The sequence below is a fragment of the Micromonospora sp. NPDC023966 genome, assembly GCF_040639095.1.
GTDB lineage: Bacteria > Actinomycetota > Actinomycetes > Mycobacteriales > Micromonosporaceae > Micromonospora.
In genome coordinates this window covers 24,750-45,195 of the sequence record NZ_JBEZZJ010000043.1, presented here as the reverse complement: position 1 = coordinate 45,195, position 20,446 = coordinate 24,750, and the positions used below count along the sequence as shown (strand labels likewise).

Sequence of the window (20,446 nt, the reverse complement as noted above, 5' to 3'; positions counted from 1 at the left end):
GCCGGCTCCCGGGAGATCCTGCAAGGGCCCGAGGACGGAAGGCACTGAAGGAGCGGCGGTGGAGGCACTCCGGAGCCGGACGGCGATGCTGCTGGTGCTCGCCGTGCTGCCGCCGGTGGTGCAGGAGGCGGTGCTGGTCGGCATCGGCTTCCACGGCGCCCGGGGGCTGGCGCCCCAGGTGACCGCGGTGTGGCCGTACGACTCGTACCACGACCTGCGATGGCTGCTGGTCTACCACGACTCCTGGTGGAACTTCCTGCTCGGGCTGGTGGCGCTCACCGTCTTCCGTGGCCTGCTCAGCGCCGGGCTGACCGCGCTGGCCTGGCCCGCGGGGCCGGCGCGTCCCGCGTTCGGCTGGCTGGTCCGGCGGAACCTGGAGGTGGCCGCCCTCGCTCTGGTGATCATCTCGCCCTGGGCCGCCATCTCGGTGGCCTTCTCGGCGGTCGCGCTCTCCCTCTACCTGTTCGCCTCGCTCGCCCCGATGCTGGTGCTCGCCCCGTTCCTCCAGCGCGCCGGAGTGGTCCGGCACTGGTGGCGGGGCCTGCCGACGGTCGAGTTGCTCGGCTGGTCGGTGCTGAACTTCGTGGTGCTCACCGTGGCGGGCGCGGTCATCTCCAGCACGCCGGGATGGTGGGGCGTCCCCCTGGCCGCACTGGCCGGCCTGATCAACGGCCTCCTCTGGCAGCGGACCGTGGCGGCGGCCGTGCTGCCCGCCCGGATCCGCCTGGCCCGGATCCCGGTCGCGCCGGTGGCGATCATCCTCACCATGGCCGCCGCGGTCGGGTCGCAGTCGCTCGTCGCCGTCGCGGTGGGCCCGCCGAGGGAGTGGCTGCCCCCGGTGGTCACCGAGCGGCTGCCCGACCGGGTGCCGCACGCGGTCATCGCCATCGCCGGGCACGACTCGCAATGGAGCGGCGTGCTGCCGACGGACCCCCGGGTGGAGCGTTTCTCCTACGCGGGCCTCGACCGGCAGGGTCGGCCGCTGCCCTACGGGCCCGAGGCGACACACCGCTCCCTGGACTCCAGCGCGGTGCTGCTCGCCGCGCAGATCGACGAGCTGCACCGCCGGACCGGGCGGCCGATCGCGTTGCTCGGGTTCAGCGAGGGGGCCATGGTGGCGCGGACCTACCTGGACAAGTGGGCGCAGCCGCTGCCGGTGGAGGCGGTGCTGCTGTTCAGCCCGCTCATCCAGCCCGGCCGGGCCTACTACCCGCCGCCGGGGTATTCCGGGTGGGGCGTGGCGGCCGGCTGGGAACTGCGCGGGATCTTCTGGCTCGCCAACCTGGGCCGGCGGGTCAAGAGCCATCCGGACGAGCCGTTCGTGCGGTCGGTGCTGGTCAACGCGCCCTTCTACCGCAACCGCACGCTCTGCCCGGTGGCCGGGGTCCGCATGATCGCCTTCCTGCCGACGGTCAGCGCGGCCGAGGCACCGCCCGGCGAGTACAGCCGGATTCCGGTCTTCCAGATGCCCGCCCTGCACGGCGGGCTGATCGGCCAGCGGATCGCCGAGGAACGGGTGGTCGACTTCCTGGCCGGCGGCCGGGTCGACGAGCCACGCCGGGAGTACCGCCTGCTCCAGCGGCTGGGCGCCGCGTGGCAGGCCCCGCCGCTCGCCCTGACGGTCAATCCGGTGTGGGCGGCCGGCCGGGAGGGCGACCCGGCCTTCTCCGCGCGGATCTGCGAGCCGCGCTGACCGGAGGCGCCGGCCTCACCCTCCGCCGGCCGTGCGGCGGTGGCGGAGCAGCAGCCGGATCGCCGCGACGTCGACGGCGGTCACCAGGACCGCCCGGATCGGCGCGTACGGCAGCATGAGCAGTTCCACGGCGATCGCCAGCGCGGCACAGCAGATCGCGACGGTGGCCGCGCCGCGCCGGCCGGTGAGCGCCATCAGGCCGGCGAGCGCGACCGCGGTGCCGGTCGTCAGGTGCAGCCAGATCCAGCCGGTGACGTCGACGGGGTAGAGCCCGCCGTCGGCCAGCACCATGAACGCCCCGGATCGGAGCATGCCGTACGCGGCCAGCACGTCGGCCAGGCCGGTGGCGACCAGCAGCCCACCGGCGAGCAGCGGGCGACCGGTCCGCTCCGGCGCCGTCCCGGTCACCTGCGCAGAACGCATTCCCCGAGGTTACGGCGCTGACGGCGGGCCGGTTCGCGAGTCGGCCGGACCCGATCCGGAGGACCGTGGCGCCCCGCGCCGGAGGCGCCCTCACCGCGCCGGGCGGTGAACGGGACGCGAAAAGTCTGGAAAAAATCTTGGCCGCAGGTCGTGACAGACAAGGGTCGGGTGCGGCAAGAATGTGCAACAACGCATCGAGGATCTTTCCTCCATCGATCCCTGGTGCGTAGCCGCTGCCGTGTGACCTGCACAGACGCGGCCGATCCGGCGTGCCCTCCCACGGCGGGTCACCCGTCGGTCGGAACCCCCCCGACCGGCAGTCCTAGTGAAGGTAGGAACTTCATGCGTCGTACCACTCTCCTCGGTGGGCTGGCCACGGCGGCGCTGCTCGCCGCCACCGGCACGCTGCCCACCACGGCCTCCGCCGCCCCCGTCTCCGGTGACGCGTTCACCCGGGCGGTCGCCCAGCTCAAGGCCCACTCGGGCAGCGCGCTGGTCGCCGACGGCCAGAGCTTCACGCTCAAGAACGTGCAGACCGACGCCGACGGCACCGAGCACGTCCGGCTCAACCGCTACTCCGACGGCCTGCCGGTGCTGGGCGGCGACACCGTGGTCCACCTCGGCAAGGGCAACACCTGGAAGGGCGCCAGCCAGAGCCTCGCGGCCGCGCCGACCCGGGGCGCCAAGGCCCGGGTCAGCGCCGCGACCGCCGGCCGGGTCGCGCTCGCCGCCTCCACCGCCGCCACCCGCCGGGTCGACGGCAGCCAGCTCGTCCACGACGCCGACGCCACCGGCACCACCCTGGCCTACGAGGTCGTGGTGGGCGGCGCGTACGCCGACGGCACCCCCAGCGAGCTGCACGTGCTGGTGGACGCCACCACCGGCAAGGTGCGCGACTCCTGGGAGGGCGTGCAGAGCGAGGGCACGGGCAACACCTTCCACTCCGGCACCGTGACCGTGGGCAGCACCCTCTCCGGCAGCACCTACCAGCTCGCCGACGCCACCCGGGGCGGTCACAAGACCTACGACCTCAACGGCGGCACCAGCGGCACCGGCACCCTGGTCGCCAGCGCCTCGAACGTGTTCGGCGACGGCACGCTGGCCAACCGGCAGACCGCCGCGGCCGACGCCGCGTACGGCGCGCAGAAGACCTGGGACTACTACAAGACCGTGCACGGCCGCAACGGCATCCGCAACGACGGGGTCGGCGCGTACAGCCGGGTGCACTACAGCAGCAACTACGCCAACGCGTTCTGGAACGACTCCTGCTTCTGCATGACCTACGGCGACGGTGGCTCCGGCTGGTACCCGCTGACCTCGCTGGACGTGGCCGGTCACGAGATGACCCACGGCGTCACCAGCAACACGGCCGGCCTGCGCTACAGCGGTGAGTCGGGCGGTCTCAACGAGGCCACCAGCGACATCTTCGGCACCCTCGTCGAGTTCTCCGCCGCCAACAGCAACGACCCGGGCGACTACCTGATCGGCGAGAAGGTGCGCAGCAGCGGTCCGCTGCGCTACATGGACAAGCCCTCCAAGGACGGCTCCTCCGCCGACTGCTGGAGCAGCTCGGTGGGCCGGCTCAACGTGCACTACTCGTCCGGCGTCGCGAACCACTTCTTCTACCTGCTCGCCGTGGGCAGCGGCTCGTCGGCGTACGGCAACAGCCCGACCTGCAACGGCAGCACCGTGACCGGCATCGGCAACGCCAAGGCCGGTGCCATCTGGTACCGCGCGCTCACCCGCTACATGACCTCGCGGACCAACTACGCCGGCGCCCGCACCGCCAGCCTGTCAGCCGCCGCCGACCTGTACGGCACCAGCAGCGCCGAGTACAACACGGTGGCCGCCGCCTGGTCGGCCGTGAGCGTCAACTGATCGCCCGCCCCGGCGTCGGCGGCCTCCTCCGCCGTCGACGCCGGGCAGCCGCGCTCCCGACGGCGGGCGCGGGTACGCCACCCCGGCGTCCCGCGCCCGCCGCCGTCATGCCGGGGAGTGCGCCTCAGCCGTCGGCGAGCACCTCGCGCAGCCGGGCGGCGAAGGCCGGCGGGTTCTCGGCGAAGCCGATGTGCCCGCCCGGGAACATCGTCGGCGACGTGCCCAGCTCCGCGGCGAGCGCCCGCGAGGTGCGGTCGCAGACCTCACCGGTCGACCGCTCGCCGAGGCCGACGACGACCCGGGTCGGGCCGTCGCGCAGGGCGGCGACGTCGGGCCGGAACCGGGTCGTGCCGCGGATCATGTGCAGGTACTGGAAGTGCTCGTCGGCGGCCGCCTGCGGGTCCGGCTCGCCGCCGAACATGCCCAGGACCATCTCCTCGGGCAGGTGGATGTTGGCGTTGGCGAGGAACTTGCGCCCGGCGCCGAGCCGATCGCCGGCGCGGTAGGTGGCGATCATGTCGTCCTCCCGGGCCAGCAGTTCCTCCCGGTCCGGCAGCAGGCCGAGCAGCGGCGGTTCGTGCGCGACGATCGTGTGCACCTGCGCGGGACGGGCCTGGGCCAGGGCGAGGACGGTCACCGCGCCGCCGCTGGACCCGAGCACGGCCGCCGGACCTGCGTCGACGTGGGCGAGGAGCCGGGCGAGGTCCTCGGCGCGCAGCTCGGGCGTCGAGTCGCGGTGCGGGTCGTGCAGGACGCTGCGCCGGATCCCGCGCGGGTCGGTGGTCAGCACGGTGTGCTCCGCGGCCAGGAGGTCGGCCAGCGGCGCGAAGGCGTCGGCGTCCATCGGGGCGGCGACCAGGGCCACGAGCGGGCCCTGCCCGCGCACCTCGTAGTACAGCCGCCCGTCGGGCACCTCCAGGGTGCCGGCGGTGACGGGCGCGGTGGACATGCTGCTCATCGGGTCCTCCAGAATCGTGCCGGGGCGAGCCGTACACCTTCCAGACCCCGGTGGTGGGGCAGAATCGTCGGTTGTGAGCGTCATTTCGTCGACCGCCACCGGAGCTCCGGACCCGGCCCCGGTCGACGAGGTCGCCTTCACCGCGCTGGTCGCGCCGCTGCGCCGGGAACTGCACGCCCACTGCTACCGGATGCTCGGCTCGGTCCACGACGCCGACGACGCCCTCCAGGACGCGCTGCTGCGGGCGTGGCGCGGACTGCCGGCCTTCGCGGGACGCGGCTCACTGCGCTCGTGGCTGTACACCGTGGCGACCCGGGTGTGCCTCGACGCCATCGCCGGTCGCGCCCGGCGGGCCCTGCCGGTCGACCTCGGCCCGGCCAGCGACCGCGCCGTACCGGACAGCCGCCCGGACCACGAGGTCTCCTGGCTCGGCCCCTACCCGGACACCGGCCTCGCGGCCGGTCCCGTCCCGCCGGGCGCGCGGTACGAGCAGCGCGAGGCGGTCGAGCTGGCCTTCGTGGCCGCGGTGCAGCACCTGCCGGGCAACCAGCGGGCCGCCCTGCTGCTCTTCGACGTCCTCGGCTACTCCGCCGCCGAGATCGCGGCGATGCTGGGCACCTCGGCCAGCGCGGTGAACTCGGCGCTCGCGCGAGCCCGCCGGGTGCTCGCCGAGCGGGCTCCCGCCGCCTCCCAGCAGCGCACCCTGCGGATGCTGGACGACGTCCGGCTGCGGGAGGTCGTCACCGGCTACACCACCGCCCTGGCGAACGGTGACGCCGATGCCCTGGTCGCCCTGCTCGCCGAGGACGTCACCTGGTCCATGCCACCGATGCCGCACTGGTACCGGGGCGTCGCGACGGTGCTGGACTTCGCCCGGTCGGCGCCGCTCGGCCCCTGCGGCGCCTGGCGGCACCTGCCCACCGGCGCGAACGGCCAGCCCGCCGTCGCGGGCTACCTACGCGCGGGCGCGACCGGCCCGTACCTGCCGTGGTCGGTCGACGTGCTGACGCTGCGAAACGACCGGATCGCCCGGATCACCTCGTTCGTGGGCGCGGCGCACTTCGCGGCGTTCGGGCTGCCGGACTCGTTGCCGTCGGACCCGCCGGGTCGCTGATCGTGTGAAGGGCGCCGGCGGTCAGGCGGCGGGAGAGGCGCCGGCGGGCGGCGCGCCACCCGGGTCGCGGGCGTAACGCAGCATCAGCACCCCGTCGGCGGCGGCCAGCACGTGGCGCAGCGGCAGGTGCCGGGGCGCGCTGCCGTCCCCGGCGGTGATCCGGCCCGGGCCGGCCCCGGCGAGCAGCGGCGCGACGGTCAGGCACAGCTCGTCCACCAGGTCGGCCGCGGTGAGCGCGCCGAAGAGGTGCGGCCCGCCCTCGCAGAGCAGTTGGCCCAGCCCCCGCCGGCGCAGCTCGGCCAGGCCGGCGGCCAGGTCGACCCGCTCCGCGCCGCAGCGGACGAGATCGGCCACCTCGGTGAGCCCCGGCGGCGGTTCGGCGGCCGCGCCGGTGAGCACCAGCGGCCGGACCGGCGCGTCGGCGAAGCACGCCTGGGCCGGGTCGAGGTCCAGCGAGCCGGAGACCACCACCAGGGTCGGATATTCGGCCAGGCCCTGCTCGCGGCGCCAGGCCCGGCGCGCGTCGCCGAGCCGGACCGCCCGGTAGCCCTCGTGGCGCAGCGTGCCGGCGGCCACCACCAGGCCGTCGCAGAGCATCCGCAGCAGGCCGAAGACCCGCTTGTCCGGCTCCCCGGAGAGCCCGGCGGAGTAGCCGTCCAGGGTGACCGCGCCGTCGGCGCTCGCCACGAAGTTCACCCGCAGGTGGGGGTGCGGGGCGCGGCCGTAGAGCGCGGCGAGTTCCGGGTCGGTCAGCGGCCCGGTGACGGGCGCCGGCCAGATCCGTTCGATCGGGGTTCCGACGCTCATTCGCCGGCCGGACCGGTGACCGGAGGGGTGGGTTCGGGGGTACGGTGCTGGCAGTCGCACCACTTCCGGCCTGGACAGTCGTCGTGCCGCCGCTCCCGGCACGCTCGGCAGATCATGTAGGCAGCCTATGCCGAGGAAGGATGGGACAGCATGTCGCGTCAGATCTTCCAGCTGAAGGTCTCCCTCGCCGGGGTCCGGCCGCCGGTGTGGCGGCGGGTGCTGGTCCCCGGCGGCTACACCCTGGACCGGCTGCATCGGGTGGTCCAGCATGCGATGGGCTGGCGGGACTGCCACCTGCACTCGTTCGACATCGACGGCCGCCAGTACGGCGTACCCGATCCGGACGGCGAGCTGGCGCTGCGGGACGAGTTGGACGTCCGGCTGGACGCGGTGGTGGGCAAGGGCGACCGGTTCCGCTACACCTACGACTTCGGCGACTGGTGGGAGCACGACCTGGTCGTCGAGGACGTCTGCGCGGCCGACCCGGACGAGCGCTACCCGGTCTGCGTCGAGGGGGAGCGTGCCTGCCCGCCGGAGGACGTCGGCGGCCCCGCCGGGTACGCCGTACTGCTGGCCGCGCTGGCCGACCCCGGGCACGCCGAGCACCGGATGATGCGGGAGTGGGCCGGCCCGGGCTTCGAGCCGGACTCCTTTGCCGCCGACCGGGCCACCACTCTGCTGCGCCGCTTCTGCTGACCGCACTCCCCGGAGGGCTCCGGGGATCGACGCGGTAACGATCTGGGAACGCTCCCAACGATCTATTGACACCCCTGACACCTGGCGGCAATCTCATGGGAGCGCTCCCGGATGACGTGTGTCTCAAGCCACATCGCTCGTCGCGGCGGCGCCCCAGAACCAAAGCCTCACCACGTGACCTGCCGGCCGACGGGCCGGCGCGGGTCAGAAACCACCACACGGATTACCCACCTGAGAGGGGTCAGGGATGAGCGTCATGAGGCGCCGGCTCCGCACTGTTGCGGCCGTCGTGCTCGCCGCGGGCGTTGCTCTCGGCAGCGCAGCGTGCAGCAAGAAGAACGACGAGGGGTCGACCGGCGAGGGCGGCCAGGTCAAGCTGGTCCTGCAGACCTTCCAGAACTTCGGCTACGACCAGGCCATCAAGGACTTCGAGGCGGCGCACCCGAACATCAAGGTCGAGCACCAGAAGATGGGCGAGCTGCGCGACTTCCAGCCGAAGCTGGTGCAGTGGCTCGCCGCCGGCAGCGGTGCCGGCGACGTGGTCGGACTGGAGGAGGGCGTCCTGCTCGGGTACGTCCAGAACCCCGACAAGTTCGCCAACCTGCTCGACCTGGGCGCCGGTGAGGTTAAGGCCAACTTCCCCGAGTGGAAGTGGAACAACGCCCTGACGCCCGACGGCAAGAAGCTGATCGGGCTCGGCACCGACGTCGGTGGCCTGGCCATGTGCTACCGCAAGGACCTGTTCCAGCAGGCCGGTCTGCCCACCGACCGGGACGAGGTCTCGAAGCGGATGACCACCTGGCAGGACTACATCGCGCTGGGCAAGGAGTTTAAGGCCAGCGGCAAGGTCAAGGCCGCCTGGCTGGACAGCGCGACCAGCCTGATGCAGCCGTACGTCATGCAGAACTCGGAGACCTTCTTCTTCGACAAGGACAACAAGTTCATCGGCGACACCAACCCGGTGATCAAGCAGACCTGGGACATGGGCCTGTCGATGGCCAAGGACGGGCTGACCGCCAAGACGCAGCGGTGGAGCGCCGACTGGGACGGGGCTTTCAAGAACTCCGCGTTCGCCACGCTCCCCTGCCCGGCCTGGATGACCGAGGGCGTCATCGCCCCGAAGTCCGGCCCGGCGAACTCCGGCAAGTGGGACATCGCCAACATCCCCGGCGGCGGCGGCAACTGGGGTGGTTCCTACCTGGCCGTCCCGGCGCAGACCAAGCACCCGAAGGAGGCGTACGAGCTGGCCAAGTACCTGACCAGCAAGGAGGGCCACCTGGCGGCGTTCAAGGAGGCGGGCGCGATGCCGTCCGACATCGCCGGCCTCGACGACCCGGCGTTCAAGGACAAGACGAGCGAGTACTTCAGCGGTGCGCCCACCGGCAAGATCTTCGGTGAGAGCGTCAAGAACATGAAGCCCGTCTTCCTCGGCGCCAAGCACCAGCAGGTCTGGGAGACCATCTTCGAGCCGCAGATGCAGGCGGCCGAGCGTGGCCGGCTCAGTTCGGATGCCGCCTGGAAGAAGGCGGTGGACGAGGCCAAGAAGGCGACCAGCTGAGTCGCCGGTGACCGGCCGAGCCCACGGGGATCCGCTGCCCGTGGGCTCGGCGGCGGCGCCCACACCCGACGCAGGGTGTGGGCGCTGCGGCGAGGTCGCCGCCGCCCCACCTCCCGGAAGGACCTGCAATGAGTTCTACTGTCGGCGCGGTGCCACCATCGCGCGCCGCCTCGCCGCCCCCGTCCGCCCCGCTGCACCGGCGCCGGTCGTACCGGCTCGGCCGCTGGGACCTCAAGTACTCCCCGTACCTGTATGTGGCCCCGTTCTTCGTCCTCTTCGGGGTCTTCGGCCTCTTCCCGGTCCTCTACACGGTCTACGTGTCGCTCTTCGACTACGAGCTGCTGAGCGGAACCAAGGAGTTCGCGGGGCTGGAGAACTACCGCCTCCTGCTGCAGGACGCCCAGTTCTGGAACGCGGCCTACAACACCCTCGGCATCTTCGTGCTCAGCACCGTGCCGCAGCTCATCGTGGCGCTGATGCTCGCCAACCTGCTGAACCGGCAGATGAAGGCCCGCACGCTGCTGCGGATGGGTGTGGTCATCCCGAACATCACCTCGGTGGCCGCGGTCGGCATCATCTTCGCGCTGATCTTCGCGGACCGGTACGGCCTGATCAACTGGTTGCTCGGCACGGTGGGATTCGACCCCATCGCCTGGCGGGACAACCGCTTCGCCTCCTGGTTCGCCATTGCCTTCATGGTCGACTGGCGGTGGACCGGCTACAACGCGCTGATCTACCTCGGTGCCATGCAGGCCATCCCGAAGGACCTGTACGAGTCGGCGTCGCTGGACGGCGCCTCGACCTGGCGGCAGTTCTGGGCGATCACCGTGCCGCTGATCCGGCCGACGATCCTCTTCACGATCATCATCTCCACCATCGGTGGCTTCCAGATCTTCACCGAGCCCCTGATGTACGGGAACGGGCTGGTCCGCGGCGGGGTGGACCACCAGTTCCAGACCCTGGCCATGTACATCTACGAGAAGACCTTCACCGGGAACTCCGAGTACGGGTACGGCTCCGCGATGTCCTGGTTGCTGTTCATGATGATCATCATCTTCGCGCTGATCAACTTCGCGCTGGTACGCCGGTCCGTGAAGGGGGACAAGAAGTGACCACCACGCAGACCCTGCCGCGCTCGGTCACCCCGCCTCCGGTGCCGTCCCGCCGCCAGGGCCGCGGTCGGCTGCCCGGCGCCCAGCTCTGGCAGGCCAGTCCGCTGACCTACCTCGCGCTGATCCTCGGCGGCGTACTGTCGATCTTCCCGATCATCTGGTCGTTCATCATCGCCTCGCGGGACAACAGTGCGGTCTACGAGATGCCGCCGATCCCCGGCGACCAGCTGTTCACCAACGTCGACCGGATGCTCGCCAACGAGGACGCCGCGTTCGTCTACGGTCTGGTCAACTCGGCCGTCGTGTCGACCGTCGTCACCATCTCGGTGATCTTCTTCTCCAGCCTGGCCGGCTTCGCCTTCGCCAAGCTCAAGTTCCGGGGCAGCAACGCGCTGCTGCTGATCATCATCATGACCATGATGGTGCCGACCCAACTCGGTGTCATCCCGCTCTACCTGATGATGGTGGAACTCGGCTGGACGGGCACCCTGCAGGCGGTCATCGTGCCGTTCCTGGTGCAGGGCTTCGGCGTGTTCATGATGCGCCAGTACGCGATGTCCGCGATCAGCGACGAGCTGATCGAGGCAGCCCGGCTCGACGGCTGCTCCAGCTGGCGGATCTACTGGAACGTCGTGCTGCCCGCGCTGCGGCCGGCCGCGGCGGTGCTCGGCCTGCTGACCTTCATGCAGACCTGGAACGAGTTCCTCTGGCCGTTCATCGTGCTCACCCCGGACACCCCGACGGTGCAGTACTCCCTGAAGATCCTCTCGTCCGGGCTGTACCAGACGGATTACGTGGCACTCTTCGCTGGCACCGCGCTGGCGACCCTGCCACTGTTGATCGTGTTCATCATCTTCGGCCGCCAGATCATCGGCGGAATCATGGAAGGCGCCGTCAAGTCGTGAGCAACCCAGCCAGCCCGCCCGCCGTCGGCGTCCTCGACCAGGGCGCGGCCCTGACCTTCCCGCCCGGCTTCCTCTGGGGCGCGGCGACCGCCGCCTACCAGATCGAGGGCGCGGCGACCGAGGGCGGCCGCACCCCGTCGATCTGGGACACCTTCAGCCACACCGAGGGGCGGACGGTGGCCGGGCACACCGGTGACGTGGCCTGCGACCACTACCACCGGATGCCCGACGACGTGCCGCTGATGGCCGACCTGGGGCTGCGGTCCTACCGCTTCTCCGTCTCCTGGCCGCGGGTGCAGCCCGGCGGCGCCGGGGCGGTCAACGAGGAGGGGATGGACTTCTACCGGCGCCTCGTGGACGAGCTGCTGGGTCACGGCATCGAGCCCTGGCTGACCCTCTACCACTGGGACCTGCCCCAGTCGCTGGAGGACGCGGGCGGCTGGCCGGCCCGGGACACGGCCGCCCGGTTCGCCGACTACGCCCAGCTGGTCGCCGACGCCCTCGGCGACCGGGTGAAGTACTTCACCACCTTCAACGAGCCGTGGTGCTCGGCCTTCCTCGGCTACGGCTCCGGCGTGCACGCGCCGGGCCGCTCGGACGGGGCGGACGCGGTCCGGGCCGGGCACCACCTCATGCTCGGGCACGGGCTGGCCGTGCAGGCGCTGCGGGCGTCCCGCCCGGAGGCGCAGCTCGGCATCACGGTCAACCTCTACCCGGTCACCCCGGCCACCGACTCGCCGGCGGACGCCGACGCCGCCCGCCGCATCGACGCGCTGGCCAACCGGTTCTTCCTCGACCCGGTGCTGCGCGGGGCGTACCCGGCGGACCTGACCGCCGACCTGCGCAAGCTCACCGACTTCGGGCACGTCCGGGACAGTGACCTGGCGGTCATCTCGACCCCGCTGGACATGGTGGGGGTCAACTACTACAGCCGGTACGTGGTGGCCGCGCCGGTGGAGAGCGCCCCGGCGGAGGAGTACTGGCGGGCGCCGTCGTGCTGGCCGGGCAGCGAGGACGTGCGGTTCGTCACCCGGGGCGTCCCGGTGACCGACATGGGCTGGGAGATCGACGCCCCGGGCCTGGTGGAGACGCTGGAGCGGGTCCACCGGGACTACACGGACCTGCCGCTCTACGTGACCGAGAACGGCTCCGCGTTCGTGGACGCGGTGGTCGACGGCCGGGTCGACGACCAGGACCGGCTGGCCTACTTCGACGCGCACCTGCGCGCCGCGCACGCCGCGATCAGCGCCGGCGTGCCGCTCAAGGGCTATTTCGCCTGGTCGCTGATGGACAACTTCGAGTGGGCGTGGGGCTACACGAAGCGTTTCGGCATGGTGTATGTCGACTACGACAGCCAGGCCCGGATCCCGAAGTCCAGCGCCAGGTGGTACGCCGATGTGATCCGACGCAACGGCCTGGCCGCACAATAGGCTGGGCCAGCCAGTAACGGGCGGCCCGGCGCCGACGCCTCAACAGGTGCCGGGCCCGCCCGATGTCGGAGGAGCACAGACGATGACAACGCAGCGCACGCGGTCGCTCGGGCGCCCGACCCTCGACGCGGTCGCGGCCCGCGCCGGCGTGGGCCGCGGCACGGTCTCCCGGGTGGTCAACGGCTCGCCGCAGGTCAGCCCGGAGGCCCGGGCGGCCGTCCAGGCGGCCATCGCCGAGCTGGGGTACGTGCCGAACCGGGCGGCCCGGGCGCTGGTCACCCAGCGGACCGACTCGGTGGCACTGGTGGTCTCCGAGTCGGGGGAGCGGGTCTTCACCGAGCCGTTCTTCGCCGGCATCGTCCGGGGCGTCAGCTCGGCGCTGCTGGAGACCCCGATGCAGCTCTGGCTGGCCATGGCGCAGACGCAGATCGAGCGGGAACGGGTCGAGCACCACCTGACCAACCAGCACGTCGACGGCGTGCTGCTGCTCTCGCTGCACGACGCGGACCCGCTGCCCACCCTGCTGGAGGAGCGTGGCCTGCCCACCGTGCTCGGTGGCCGGCCGGCCCGGATGCTGCACCCGAACGCCCAGCCGGCCTGGTTCGTCGACGTGGACAACGTCGGCGGCGCCCGGCAGGCGGTGGAGCACCTCTTCGCCCGCGGCCGGCGGCGCGTCGCCACCATCGCCGGCACCCAGGACATGGGCGCCGGCCTGGCCCGGTTGTCCGGCTACAAGGAGGCGGTCCGGGCCGCGGGCGGCGACCTCAACCCGGACCTGATCGCGTACGGCGACTTCAGCGAGGGCAGCGGCACCGCCTGCATGCGCCGGCTGCTGGAGGTCTGCCCGGACCTGGACGCGGTCTTCGTCGCCTCCGACCTGATGGCCTTCGGCGCCCTCCGCGCGTTGCGCGAGGCCGGCCGCCGCGTGCCGGAGGACGTGGCGGTGGTCGGCTTCGACGACGCCCCGATCGCCCGGCAGGCCGAGCCGCCACTGACCACGGTCTTCCAGCCGGTGGAGGAGATGGGCCGGCAGATGGCCCGGCTGCTGGTCTCGCGGATCCGCGGCGAGGAGCTGCCCAGCCCGCACGTGCTGCTGGACACCAAGCTCATCCACCGCGCCTCCGCCTGACCCCCGGGCGGGGTCAGGACCAGCGGCGCAGTTCGCGCTTGGCCAGCGACGACCGGTGCACCTCGTCCGGGCCGTCGGCCAGGCGCAACGTGCGGGCCTGCGCCCAGAGGGCCGCCAGCGGGGTGTCCTGGCTGACGCCGGCCGCGCCGTACCCCTGGATGGCCCTGTCGATCACCCACTCGGCCATCGCCGGCGTGGCGATCTTGATGGCCTGGATCTCGGTGTGCGCGCCCTTGTTGCCCACGGTGTCCATCAGCCAGGCGGTCTTGAGCACCAGCAGCCGGGCCTGCTCGATGCGCACCCGGGACTCGGCGATCCACTCGCGGATCACGCCCTGCTCGGCCAGCGGGCGGCCGAACGCGATCCGGTCCAGGGCCCGCCTGCAGAGCAGTTCCAGGGCGCGCTCGGCCATGCCGATCAGCCGCATGCAGTGGTGGATCCGGCCCGGGCCGAGCCGGGCCTGGGCGATGGCGAAGCCGGCGCCCTCGGCGCCGACCAGGTTCGCCGCCGGTACCCGCACGCCGGTGAAGTCGATCTCGGCGTGCCCGCCGTGCGGCGCGTCGCGGTAGCCGAAGACGGTCATGCTGCGGCGTACCGTCACGCCCGGGGTGTCCCGGGGGACCAGGATCATGCTCTGCTGGCGGTGCCGGTCGGCGCCCGGATCGGTCTTGCCCATCACGATGAAGATCTCGCAGCGCGGGTCCATCGCCCCGGACGACCACCACTTGCGGCCGTCGACCACGTACTCGTCGCCGTCCCGGACGATCCGGGTGGCGATGTTGGTGGCGTCGGAGGAGGCCACCTCCGGTTCGGTCATGCAGAACGCGGAGCGGATCTCCCCCGCCAGCAGCGGCGTGAGCCAGCGGTCCCGCTGCGCGTCGGAGCCGAACTCGGCCAGCAGCTCCATGTTGCCGGTGTCGGGGGCGGCGCAGTTCAGCGCCTCCGGTGCCAGGTGCGGGCTGCGCCCGGTCAGCTCGGCCAGCGGGGCGTACTGGAGGTTGGTCAGCCCGGCGCCGTAGCGCGGGTCAGGCAGGAAGAGGTTCCACAGGCCGCGGGCGCGGGCCTCGGCCTTCAGCTCCTCCAGCACGGGCGGGCGGGCCCACGGGTCGCCGGCCGCGAGCACCTGCTCGTGGTGCACCGGCTCGGCCGGGTGGACGCACTCGGTGAGGAACGCCTCGACCCGCTCGCACAGCTCGACCGTCTTGGCGTCGTACGCGAACTCCATCACTGTCCCCTCACCGCGCGCAGACCGTGCTCGACCAGCGGCGCCACCATCTCGCCGATCCGGTCGAAGCCCTCGCCGAGCGTCTGCCCGAGGGTGTGCCGGTAGTGGATGCCCTCGCAGATCACCGCGAGCTTGAAACAGCCGAGCGCGACGTGCCAGTGCAGCGGCCCGACGTCGACGTCACTGCGGCCGGCGTACCGGTCGATCAGTTCGGCGCCGGTGGGGAAGCCGGCCCGCGGGCCGATGCCGTCGGCGACCGGGTTGCCGTCGGCGCTGTCGCTGTCGCCGAGCACGTCCCAGTAGGTCAGCAGCAGGCCCAGGTCTGCGAGCGGATCGCCGAGGGTGGCCATCTCCCAGTCGAGCACCGCCCGCACCGCCACCGGCTCGACCGTGGCCAGCAGGTTGTCCAACCGGTAGTCGCCGTGCACGATCCGCCCGGCGTTCGCGCCCTCCGGCACGCTGCCGGCGAGCACGTCCCGCAGCTCGTCGATACCGGGCAGCGGGCGGCTGCGGGAGCGGTCGAGCTGCCCGGCCCAGCGGCGGACCTGCCGGGCCAGGTAGCCGTCGGGGCGGCCGAAGTCGGCCAGCCCGACCGCGCCCGGCTCGACCATGTGCAGCCCGGCGAGAGTGTCCATCATCGCCATGGCCAGGTCGCGCCGCTGGCCGGCGGTGAGCGCGTCGGTCTGCTCCCGCCGCCGGTAGACCTCTCCGTCGACCTTCTCCATCAGGTAGAACGGCGCGCCGATCACGTCGGCGTCGGGGCAGAGCAGCAGCGCCTCGGGGACCGGCACCGAGGTGGGGGCGAGCGCCGAGATCACCCGGTACTCCCGGGCCATGTCGTGGGCGGTGGCCAGCACGTGCCCGAGCGGCGGTCGGCGCAGCACCACCTCGCGGTCGCCGGCGCGCAGCAGGTAGGTCAGGTTGGACTTGCCCCCGGCGATCAGGCCGGCCGAGAGCGGCCCGGCCAGCTCCGGCCGGTGCGCGGCCAGATACCCGGCCAGCCGGTCGAGGTCGAGCCCGCGCGGGGCCGAGCCGGCCGGGAGCTGCGGTGCGTCGACGGCCGGATCGGTCATCCGGTTAGTTGATGGCAGCTCAGCTTTGTTGTCAAGGTCGGATGTTCCCGGCGGGACATGCCGCTGCAACGGGGGCGAAATGGTCAACCGGCAGGCTGGGGCCCAGCCTGCCGGCCGCCACGGCCGGCCCGCCGAGCGGAGGGACCAGACATGCTGCTGAGAGTTCGGGTGACCCTGCCGGACCGACCGGGCACGCTCGGCCAGGTGGCCCGGACGCTCGGCGTCTCCGGCGCCGACATCGTCCAGGTGGTGGTCCTGGAGCGGCTCGGTGGCCGGGCGGTCGACGACTTCACCGTGGTCTGGCCGGGCGCGGCGCGGGTGGAGCGCCTGCTCGCCGGCCTGGCCGCGATCCCCGGCGTACGGGTGGACGGGGTGTGGCGGGCGATCGGCGCGCCGACCACCACGGGGCAGGACGCCGAGCTGCTCGCCCAGGTGGCGGCGAACCCGACCGACGGGGTGGCCACCCTCGTCGACGCGGTGCCCGGGCTGCTCGCCGCGGACTGGGCGGTGGCCGCGGTGGTCCCGCTGGACTGGGCGGCGCGCAGCGGCGGCGCCGGCGCGGCGACGGTCGGGTACGCCAGCTGGCGCGCCCCGGTCCCGCCCCGGCTGCCGGAGGTGACCCCGCTGCGGGCCCGCGCCATGACCGCCCCGGACGGGCAGCACTACGCGGTCGCGCCGTTCGGCCGGGCCGGCCTGGTGTTGGTGGTGGCGCGGGAGCACACCGAGCCGCTGGCCGCGGCCGCCTTCCATGCCACCGAGGTGGACCGGCTCGCCCAGCTGGTCCGGGCCGGCGCGGTGATCCTCGGCGACCGGCTGGACCTGGTCGGCGCCCCGCCCGTGACCACCATCACCTGACCGCTCCCGCCGTTTCACCGGTGGGCAACGGGGGCGCAACAGGCGGCGGGCAGGGTCGACGGTGAGGAAGGGAGCGAACCATGGCGCTGTGGCGGATCCGTGCCACCGTGGACGACCGGCCGGGCTACCTGTCGGTGCTCACGGCGAGCCTCGCGTTGCGCGGGGTCAACATCCTCACCGTGCAGGTGCACACCACCGAGGTGGGGGCCGTCGACGACTTCCTGGTCGATGCGCCCGACCAGCTCACCGAGGCCGACCTGCGGGCGGCTGTCGAGCGGGGCCGGGGCCGGGACTGCTGGGTCGCGCGCAGCGAGGCGCGCGGCCTGGCCGACCAGCCGACCCGGGTGCTCGGGCTGGCCGGCCGGCTGGTCCGGGACCCGGACGCGGCCGGCGAGAGCCTGCGCGTCCTGCTCGGCGCGGACGCGGTGACCTGGCGGCCGACGCCGGCCGTCCCGCTGGGCGGGGTGGACGAGACCACGATGCTGCTGGCCGACCCGGTCGGCGGCTCGTACGAGCTGCGCCGCCGGGAGCCGAGCTTCACCCCGGCCGAGTACGCCCGGGCCCAGGCCCTGGTCGAGTTGGCCGCGACGGTGGCCCGCCGGGACGCCGACCGGGTCACCCTGGTGCTGCCCGACGCGGCCGAGGTGCTGGTGCGGCCCGCCACCGCCGACGACCTGCCGGGCGTGCTGGAGCTGCACGCGGGGTGCTCGGACCGGAGCCGGCAGCGGCGCTACCTGAGCGGGACGGGGCACCCGCCGGCCGCCCGGCTGCGCCGGCTGCTCGAACCGGTCCGGGGCCTGACCCTGGTCGCGATGGCCGGCTCCGGTGGGGCGGCGGAGGTCGTGGCGATGGCCAACCTGCTCGGCGAGGGGGACGAGGCGGAGGCAGCGCTGCTGGTACGGGACGACTGGCAGCGCCGGGGTCTCGGCTCGGCCCTGCTGCGGCGCCTGCTCGGGCACGCCGACGCGGCGGGCCTTGCCGCCGTGCTGCTGCACGTCCAAGCCGGGAACACCCCGATGCTGCGCACCGTACAGGGGCTGAACCGGCCGACGTCGGTGGGGCGGGACGGCACGCTGCTCACCGTGACCGTGCCGCTGGCTCCCCGCCGGTCCGGGGCGCCCCGGCAGGCCGACGCGACCGCGCGGGCACGACGGTCGTACTGACCCCACGGCCGCACGACAGGGCCCCCGGTGCGGGGGCCCTGTCCGTGTCCGGGCCGGCCGACGGTCAGGTGGCCGGGTAGCTGCTGTAGTCCGGGAAGTTGCCGTAGAGCCGGCCGTCGCCGCCCACGGTGACCGCCTGCACCAGCAGGTCGCCGCCGACGAAGGCGCCCTTCCAGGACGCGCCCCGGCCGCCGAACGGCTCCTCCCGGTCGCCGCGGGAGCGGGGCTTGTTGATACCCACCTTGAACGCCTGGAGGTCGACCGCGAGCTTGCCGGCCAGCTCCTCGTCGTCGCAGGCGAGGGAGGCGACCAGCGCGCCGTTGGAGGCGTTCATCTGGGCCAGCAGCTCGTCGGTGGTGTCCACCACGACGATGGTGTCCACCGGGCCGAACGGCTCGGCGTGCATGAGCCGGGACCGGCCGGGCGGGGCGAGCAGCACCGCCGGCGCCACGTACGCGGAGGTGTCCTGCCCGTCGAGGAAGGGGGCGCCGTCGAGCTTGCCCCGGTGCAGCGGCACCGCGCCGCCGCGGACCGCCTCGTCGACCTTGCGGCGCAGCTCCTCGGCCTTGGCCGCGCTGATCAGCGGGCCGAAGTCCAGCTCGGGCAGCGGGTCGCCGGCCGACCAGTCGTCCCCCACGGCGAGCGGGTGTCCGAACCGGACGGAGCGGACCACCGGCAGGTAGACGTCGAGGAACTCGTCGACCAGGTCGCGCTGCACCACGAACCGCGGGTACGCGGTGCAGCGCTGTTTGCCGTACTCGAAGCCCTTCTTCAGGTGCGTGGCGAGCAGGTCCCACTGGGAGAAGTTCCAGATGCCCCAGGCGTTGAGGCCCTCCTGCTCGATGAAGTGCCGCTTGTCGGAGTCGAGCAGCGCGGCGGCCACCTTGCCGCCGTTGGAGCGGCCGCCGACGAACGCCACGGCGCCGATCTCCGGGGCGCGGACCAGGACCTCGGAGAGCTCCTCGCCGCCGCCGGAGAGCAGGGTGGCGGGCAGCCCGGCGCGACGCATCAGCGCGTGTGCCACGGTGAGGCAGACCGCCCCGCCCTGGGACGGGGTCTTGGCGATCACCGCGTTGCCGGCCAGCAGCTGCACCAGCTCGGCGTGGACCAGGACGCTCATGGGGTAGTTCCAGGAAGCGATGTTGCTGACCGGGCCCGGCAGCGGCTCGCGGCCGTCGGCGAGCATCCGGTCGATCTCCTGCACGTACCAGCGGACGCCGTCCAGCGCGCGGTCGACGTCGGCGCAGGCCAGCCGCCACGGCTTGCCGATCTCCCAGACCAGCAGCATGGCGAGCAGGTCGCGGTGGGCGGTGAGGGCGTCCAGGGCGTCGTCGACCCGGGACTTGCGCTCGGCGAGCGGGGTCTGTGCCCACTCCCGGTGCGCGGCGGCGGCGTGCGCGACGGCGCCGCGCGCCGCCTCGGCGTCGAGGCGGGCCAGGTTGACCAGCACCGTGTTGTCGACCGGGGTGCGTACCGGGCTCGGCGTGCCGACCGCCCGCCACCCGCCCTCGACGAGGTTGTGCAGGGTGGCGACGCCGTCGGGCGCGGTGCCGAAGGCCTCCGGCGCGGCGGCCACCGCGCGGGCCAGGGTGTCGGACCAGGAGGTGCCGTCGGCGAGTCTGAGAGCCATCGCGTTCTCCTCAGGGTTGTCCGGGGGAGCGGCGGCGTCGATGGCACCGCTGGTGTCGCGTACTGTCCCGCGCGGCCGAGCGCGCGGGCAACCGTACGCTCGTATGCCAGGACGGCCGTCCCGCCGCCGCGACACGTCGCCGTCCGATCGGTGCCGGCTTGACCTGGGGGTACGCGGGCAATCTATAGAAGTCCGTCGATTATGTGATCCAGCTCCGGGCGGCGTCGACCGGGTTACCCGTCAGTACGGATCGGTCCCTCGGCCGGTTCAACCGCGCAGCGCGGCGATCGCCTCCGCCGTGGTGCAGACGGTGCCGAGCCGCCGGAAGACGTAGTCGACCGCGAACTCGTGGGCGTACGCGTCCAGACCCGACATCGCGTCGTGCGGCAGCACCACCCGGTAGCCGATCTCCTCGCCGATCCGGGCGGTCTGCTCGACGCCGAAGTTGGTGGCCAGTCCGCCGATCACCAGGGTGTCGACCCCGCGGGCCCGCAGTGCGGCGTCGAGCCCGGTCTCGTGGAAGGCGCCCCAACTGTGCTTGACCACCGCCAGGTCGCCCTCGCGGGGCGCCACCTCGGGCAGCAGTTCGCTCCCCGCCGGCTGCGGATCGGGGCCGGGCCGGTCGACGCGGACCACCACCACGGTGGCGCCGGTGGCGCGGGCCGCGTCGGCGAGGGCGAGGCAGCGCTCGACCACCTCGGGGCCGGTGTGCGGGGCGGTCGGCAGGTCCACGATGCGGCGCTGGAGATCGATCAGGACGACGGCGGTGCGGGCGGGGTCGAGAGCATCCACTTCAA

General features: G+C 73.0%; 18 protein-coding genes. 11 read left to right on the top strand and 7 right to left on the bottom strand.

What is annotated here, in order from left to right; translation table 11 throughout:
• Positions 1-58 precede the first annotated feature (58 nt).
• A complete protein-coding gene (locus AB0F68_RS31750; RefSeq protein WP_357344934.1) occupies positions 59-1,693 on the top strand; it encodes a hypothetical protein in 1,635 nt (544 codons plus the stop codon).
• A gap of 15 nt (positions 1,694-1,708) precedes the next feature.
• Here AB0F68_RS31750 and AB0F68_RS31745 read toward each other — a convergent pair whose 3' ends face one another.
• Positions 1,709-2,116: a hypothetical protein gene (locus AB0F68_RS31745; protein ID WP_357344932.1), complete on the bottom strand. Its 408-nt coding sequence runs from the start codon at positions 2,114-2,116 to the stop codon at positions 1,709-1,711.
• Positions 2,117-2,458: 342 nt separating this feature from the next.
• On the opposite strand from AB0F68_RS31745, the gene AB0F68_RS31740 reads away from it, so the two are divergent.
• Positions 2,459-3,994 (top strand): M4 family metallopeptidase, encoded by a 1,536-nt coding sequence (locus AB0F68_RS31740; RefSeq protein WP_357344930.1) that lies wholly within the window; start codon positions 2,459-2,461, stop codon positions 3,992-3,994.
• A gap of 124 nt (positions 3,995-4,118) precedes the next feature.
• On the opposite strand, the gene AB0F68_RS31735 is transcribed toward AB0F68_RS31740, so the two are convergent.
• The gene (locus tag AB0F68_RS31735) at positions 4,119-4,952 is read right to left on the bottom strand and encodes an alpha/beta hydrolase (protein ID WP_357344928.1); all 834 of its coding nucleotides are present in this window, start codon (positions 4,950-4,952) and stop codon (positions 4,119-4,121) included.
• 73 nt (positions 4,953-5,025) lie between these two features.
• On the opposite strand from AB0F68_RS31735, the gene AB0F68_RS31730 reads away from it, so the two are divergent.
• Positions 5,026-6,066 (top strand): sigma-70 family RNA polymerase sigma factor, encoded by a 1,041-nt coding sequence (locus tag AB0F68_RS31730; protein ID WP_357344926.1) that lies wholly within the window; start codon positions 5,026-5,028, stop codon positions 6,064-6,066.
• Positions 6,067-6,087: 21 nt separating this feature from the next.
• Here the strand turns inward: AB0F68_RS31730 and AB0F68_RS31725 are convergent, their stop codons facing one another.
• Positions 6,088-6,873 carry a pyrimidine reductase family protein gene (locus AB0F68_RS31725; protein WP_357344924.1) on the bottom strand — a complete coding sequence of 262 codons (786 nt, stop codon included), beginning with the start codon at positions 6,871-6,873 and terminating at the stop codon, positions 6,088-6,090.
• Positions 6,874-7,023: 150 nt separating this feature from the next.
• Between AB0F68_RS31725 and AB0F68_RS31720 the strand changes: the two genes are divergently transcribed.
• The 6 genes from AB0F68_RS31720 to AB0F68_RS31695 all read left to right on the top strand — a co-directional run bounded on the left by AB0F68_RS31720 (position 7,024) and on the right by AB0F68_RS31695 (position 13,703).
• A complete protein-coding gene (locus AB0F68_RS31720; RefSeq protein ID WP_357344922.1) occupies positions 7,024-7,569 on the top strand; it encodes a plasmid pRiA4b ORF-3 family protein in 546 nt (181 codons plus the stop codon).
• Positions 7,570-7,816: 247 nt separating this feature from the next.
• A complete protein-coding gene (locus tag AB0F68_RS31715; protein ID WP_357344920.1) occupies positions 7,817-9,127 on the top strand; it encodes an extracellular solute-binding protein in 1,311 nt (436 codons plus the stop codon).
• A gap of 128 nt (positions 9,128-9,255) precedes the next feature.
• Positions 9,256-10,239 carry a sugar ABC transporter permease gene (locus tag AB0F68_RS31710; RefSeq protein WP_357344918.1) on the top strand — a complete coding sequence of 328 codons (984 nt, stop codon included), beginning with the start codon at positions 9,256-9,258 and terminating at the stop codon, positions 10,237-10,239.
• A 71-nt stretch (positions 10,240-10,310) separates the two neighbouring features.
• A complete protein-coding gene (locus tag AB0F68_RS31705; RefSeq protein WP_357344954.1) occupies positions 10,311-11,144 on the top strand; it encodes a carbohydrate ABC transporter permease in 834 nt (277 codons plus the stop codon).
• On the top strand, positions 11,141-12,574 hold the full coding sequence (locus AB0F68_RS31700) for a GH1 family beta-glucosidase (RefSeq protein ID WP_357344916.1): 1,434 nt from the start codon (positions 11,141-11,143) through the stop codon (positions 12,572-12,574). Before AB0F68_RS31705 ends, AB0F68_RS31700 begins: the two co-directional genes overlap by 4 nt.
• 82 nt (positions 12,575-12,656) lie before the next feature.
• The gene (locus AB0F68_RS31695) at positions 12,657-13,703 is read left to right on the top strand and encodes a LacI family DNA-binding transcriptional regulator (RefSeq protein ID WP_357344914.1); all 1,047 of its coding nucleotides are present in this window, start codon (positions 12,657-12,659) and stop codon (positions 13,701-13,703) included.
• Positions 13,704-13,716: 13 nt separating this feature from the next.
• On the opposite strand, the gene AB0F68_RS31690 is transcribed toward AB0F68_RS31695, so the two are convergent.
• Positions 13,717-14,928 (bottom strand): acyl-CoA dehydrogenase family protein, encoded by a 1,212-nt coding sequence (locus AB0F68_RS31690; RefSeq protein ID WP_357344912.1) that lies wholly within the window; start codon positions 14,926-14,928, stop codon positions 13,717-13,719.
• Positions 14,928-16,001, bottom strand: coding sequence for a phosphotransferase family protein (locus tag AB0F68_RS31685; RefSeq protein ID WP_357344910.1), 1,074 nt, complete (start codon positions 15,999-16,001; stop codon positions 14,928-14,930). Before AB0F68_RS31685 ends, AB0F68_RS31690 begins: the two co-directional genes overlap by 1 nt.
• Positions 16,002-16,151: 150 nt before the next feature.
• On the opposite strand from AB0F68_RS31685, the gene AB0F68_RS31680 reads away from it, so the two are divergent.
• Both AB0F68_RS31680 and AB0F68_RS31675 read left to right on the top strand, forming a co-directional pair.
• A complete protein-coding gene (locus AB0F68_RS31680) occupies positions 16,152-16,856 on the top strand; it encodes an amino acid-binding protein (RefSeq protein ID WP_357344908.1) in 705 nt (234 codons plus the stop codon).
• Between the two features lie 80 nt (positions 16,857-16,936).
• Positions 16,937-18,019 (top strand): GNAT family N-acetyltransferase, encoded by a 1,083-nt coding sequence (locus AB0F68_RS31675; RefSeq protein WP_357344906.1) that lies wholly within the window; start codon positions 16,937-16,939, stop codon positions 18,017-18,019.
• 64 nt (positions 18,020-18,083) lie between these two features.
• Here the strand turns inward: AB0F68_RS31675 and AB0F68_RS31670 are convergent, their stop codons facing one another.
• Together AB0F68_RS31670 and AB0F68_RS31665 are read right to left on the bottom strand one after the other, a co-directional pair.
• Positions 18,084-19,649, bottom strand: a complete 1,566-nt coding sequence (locus tag AB0F68_RS31670; RefSeq protein ID WP_357344903.1) for an aldehyde dehydrogenase family protein — start codon at positions 19,647-19,649, stop codon at positions 18,084-18,086.
• Between the two features lie 267 nt (positions 19,650-19,916).
• Entirely contained in the window at positions 19,917-20,441 is a 525-nt protein-coding gene (locus tag AB0F68_RS31665) for an isochorismatase family protein (RefSeq protein ID WP_357344902.1), read from the bottom strand.
• Positions 20,442-20,446 lie beyond the last annotated feature (5 nt).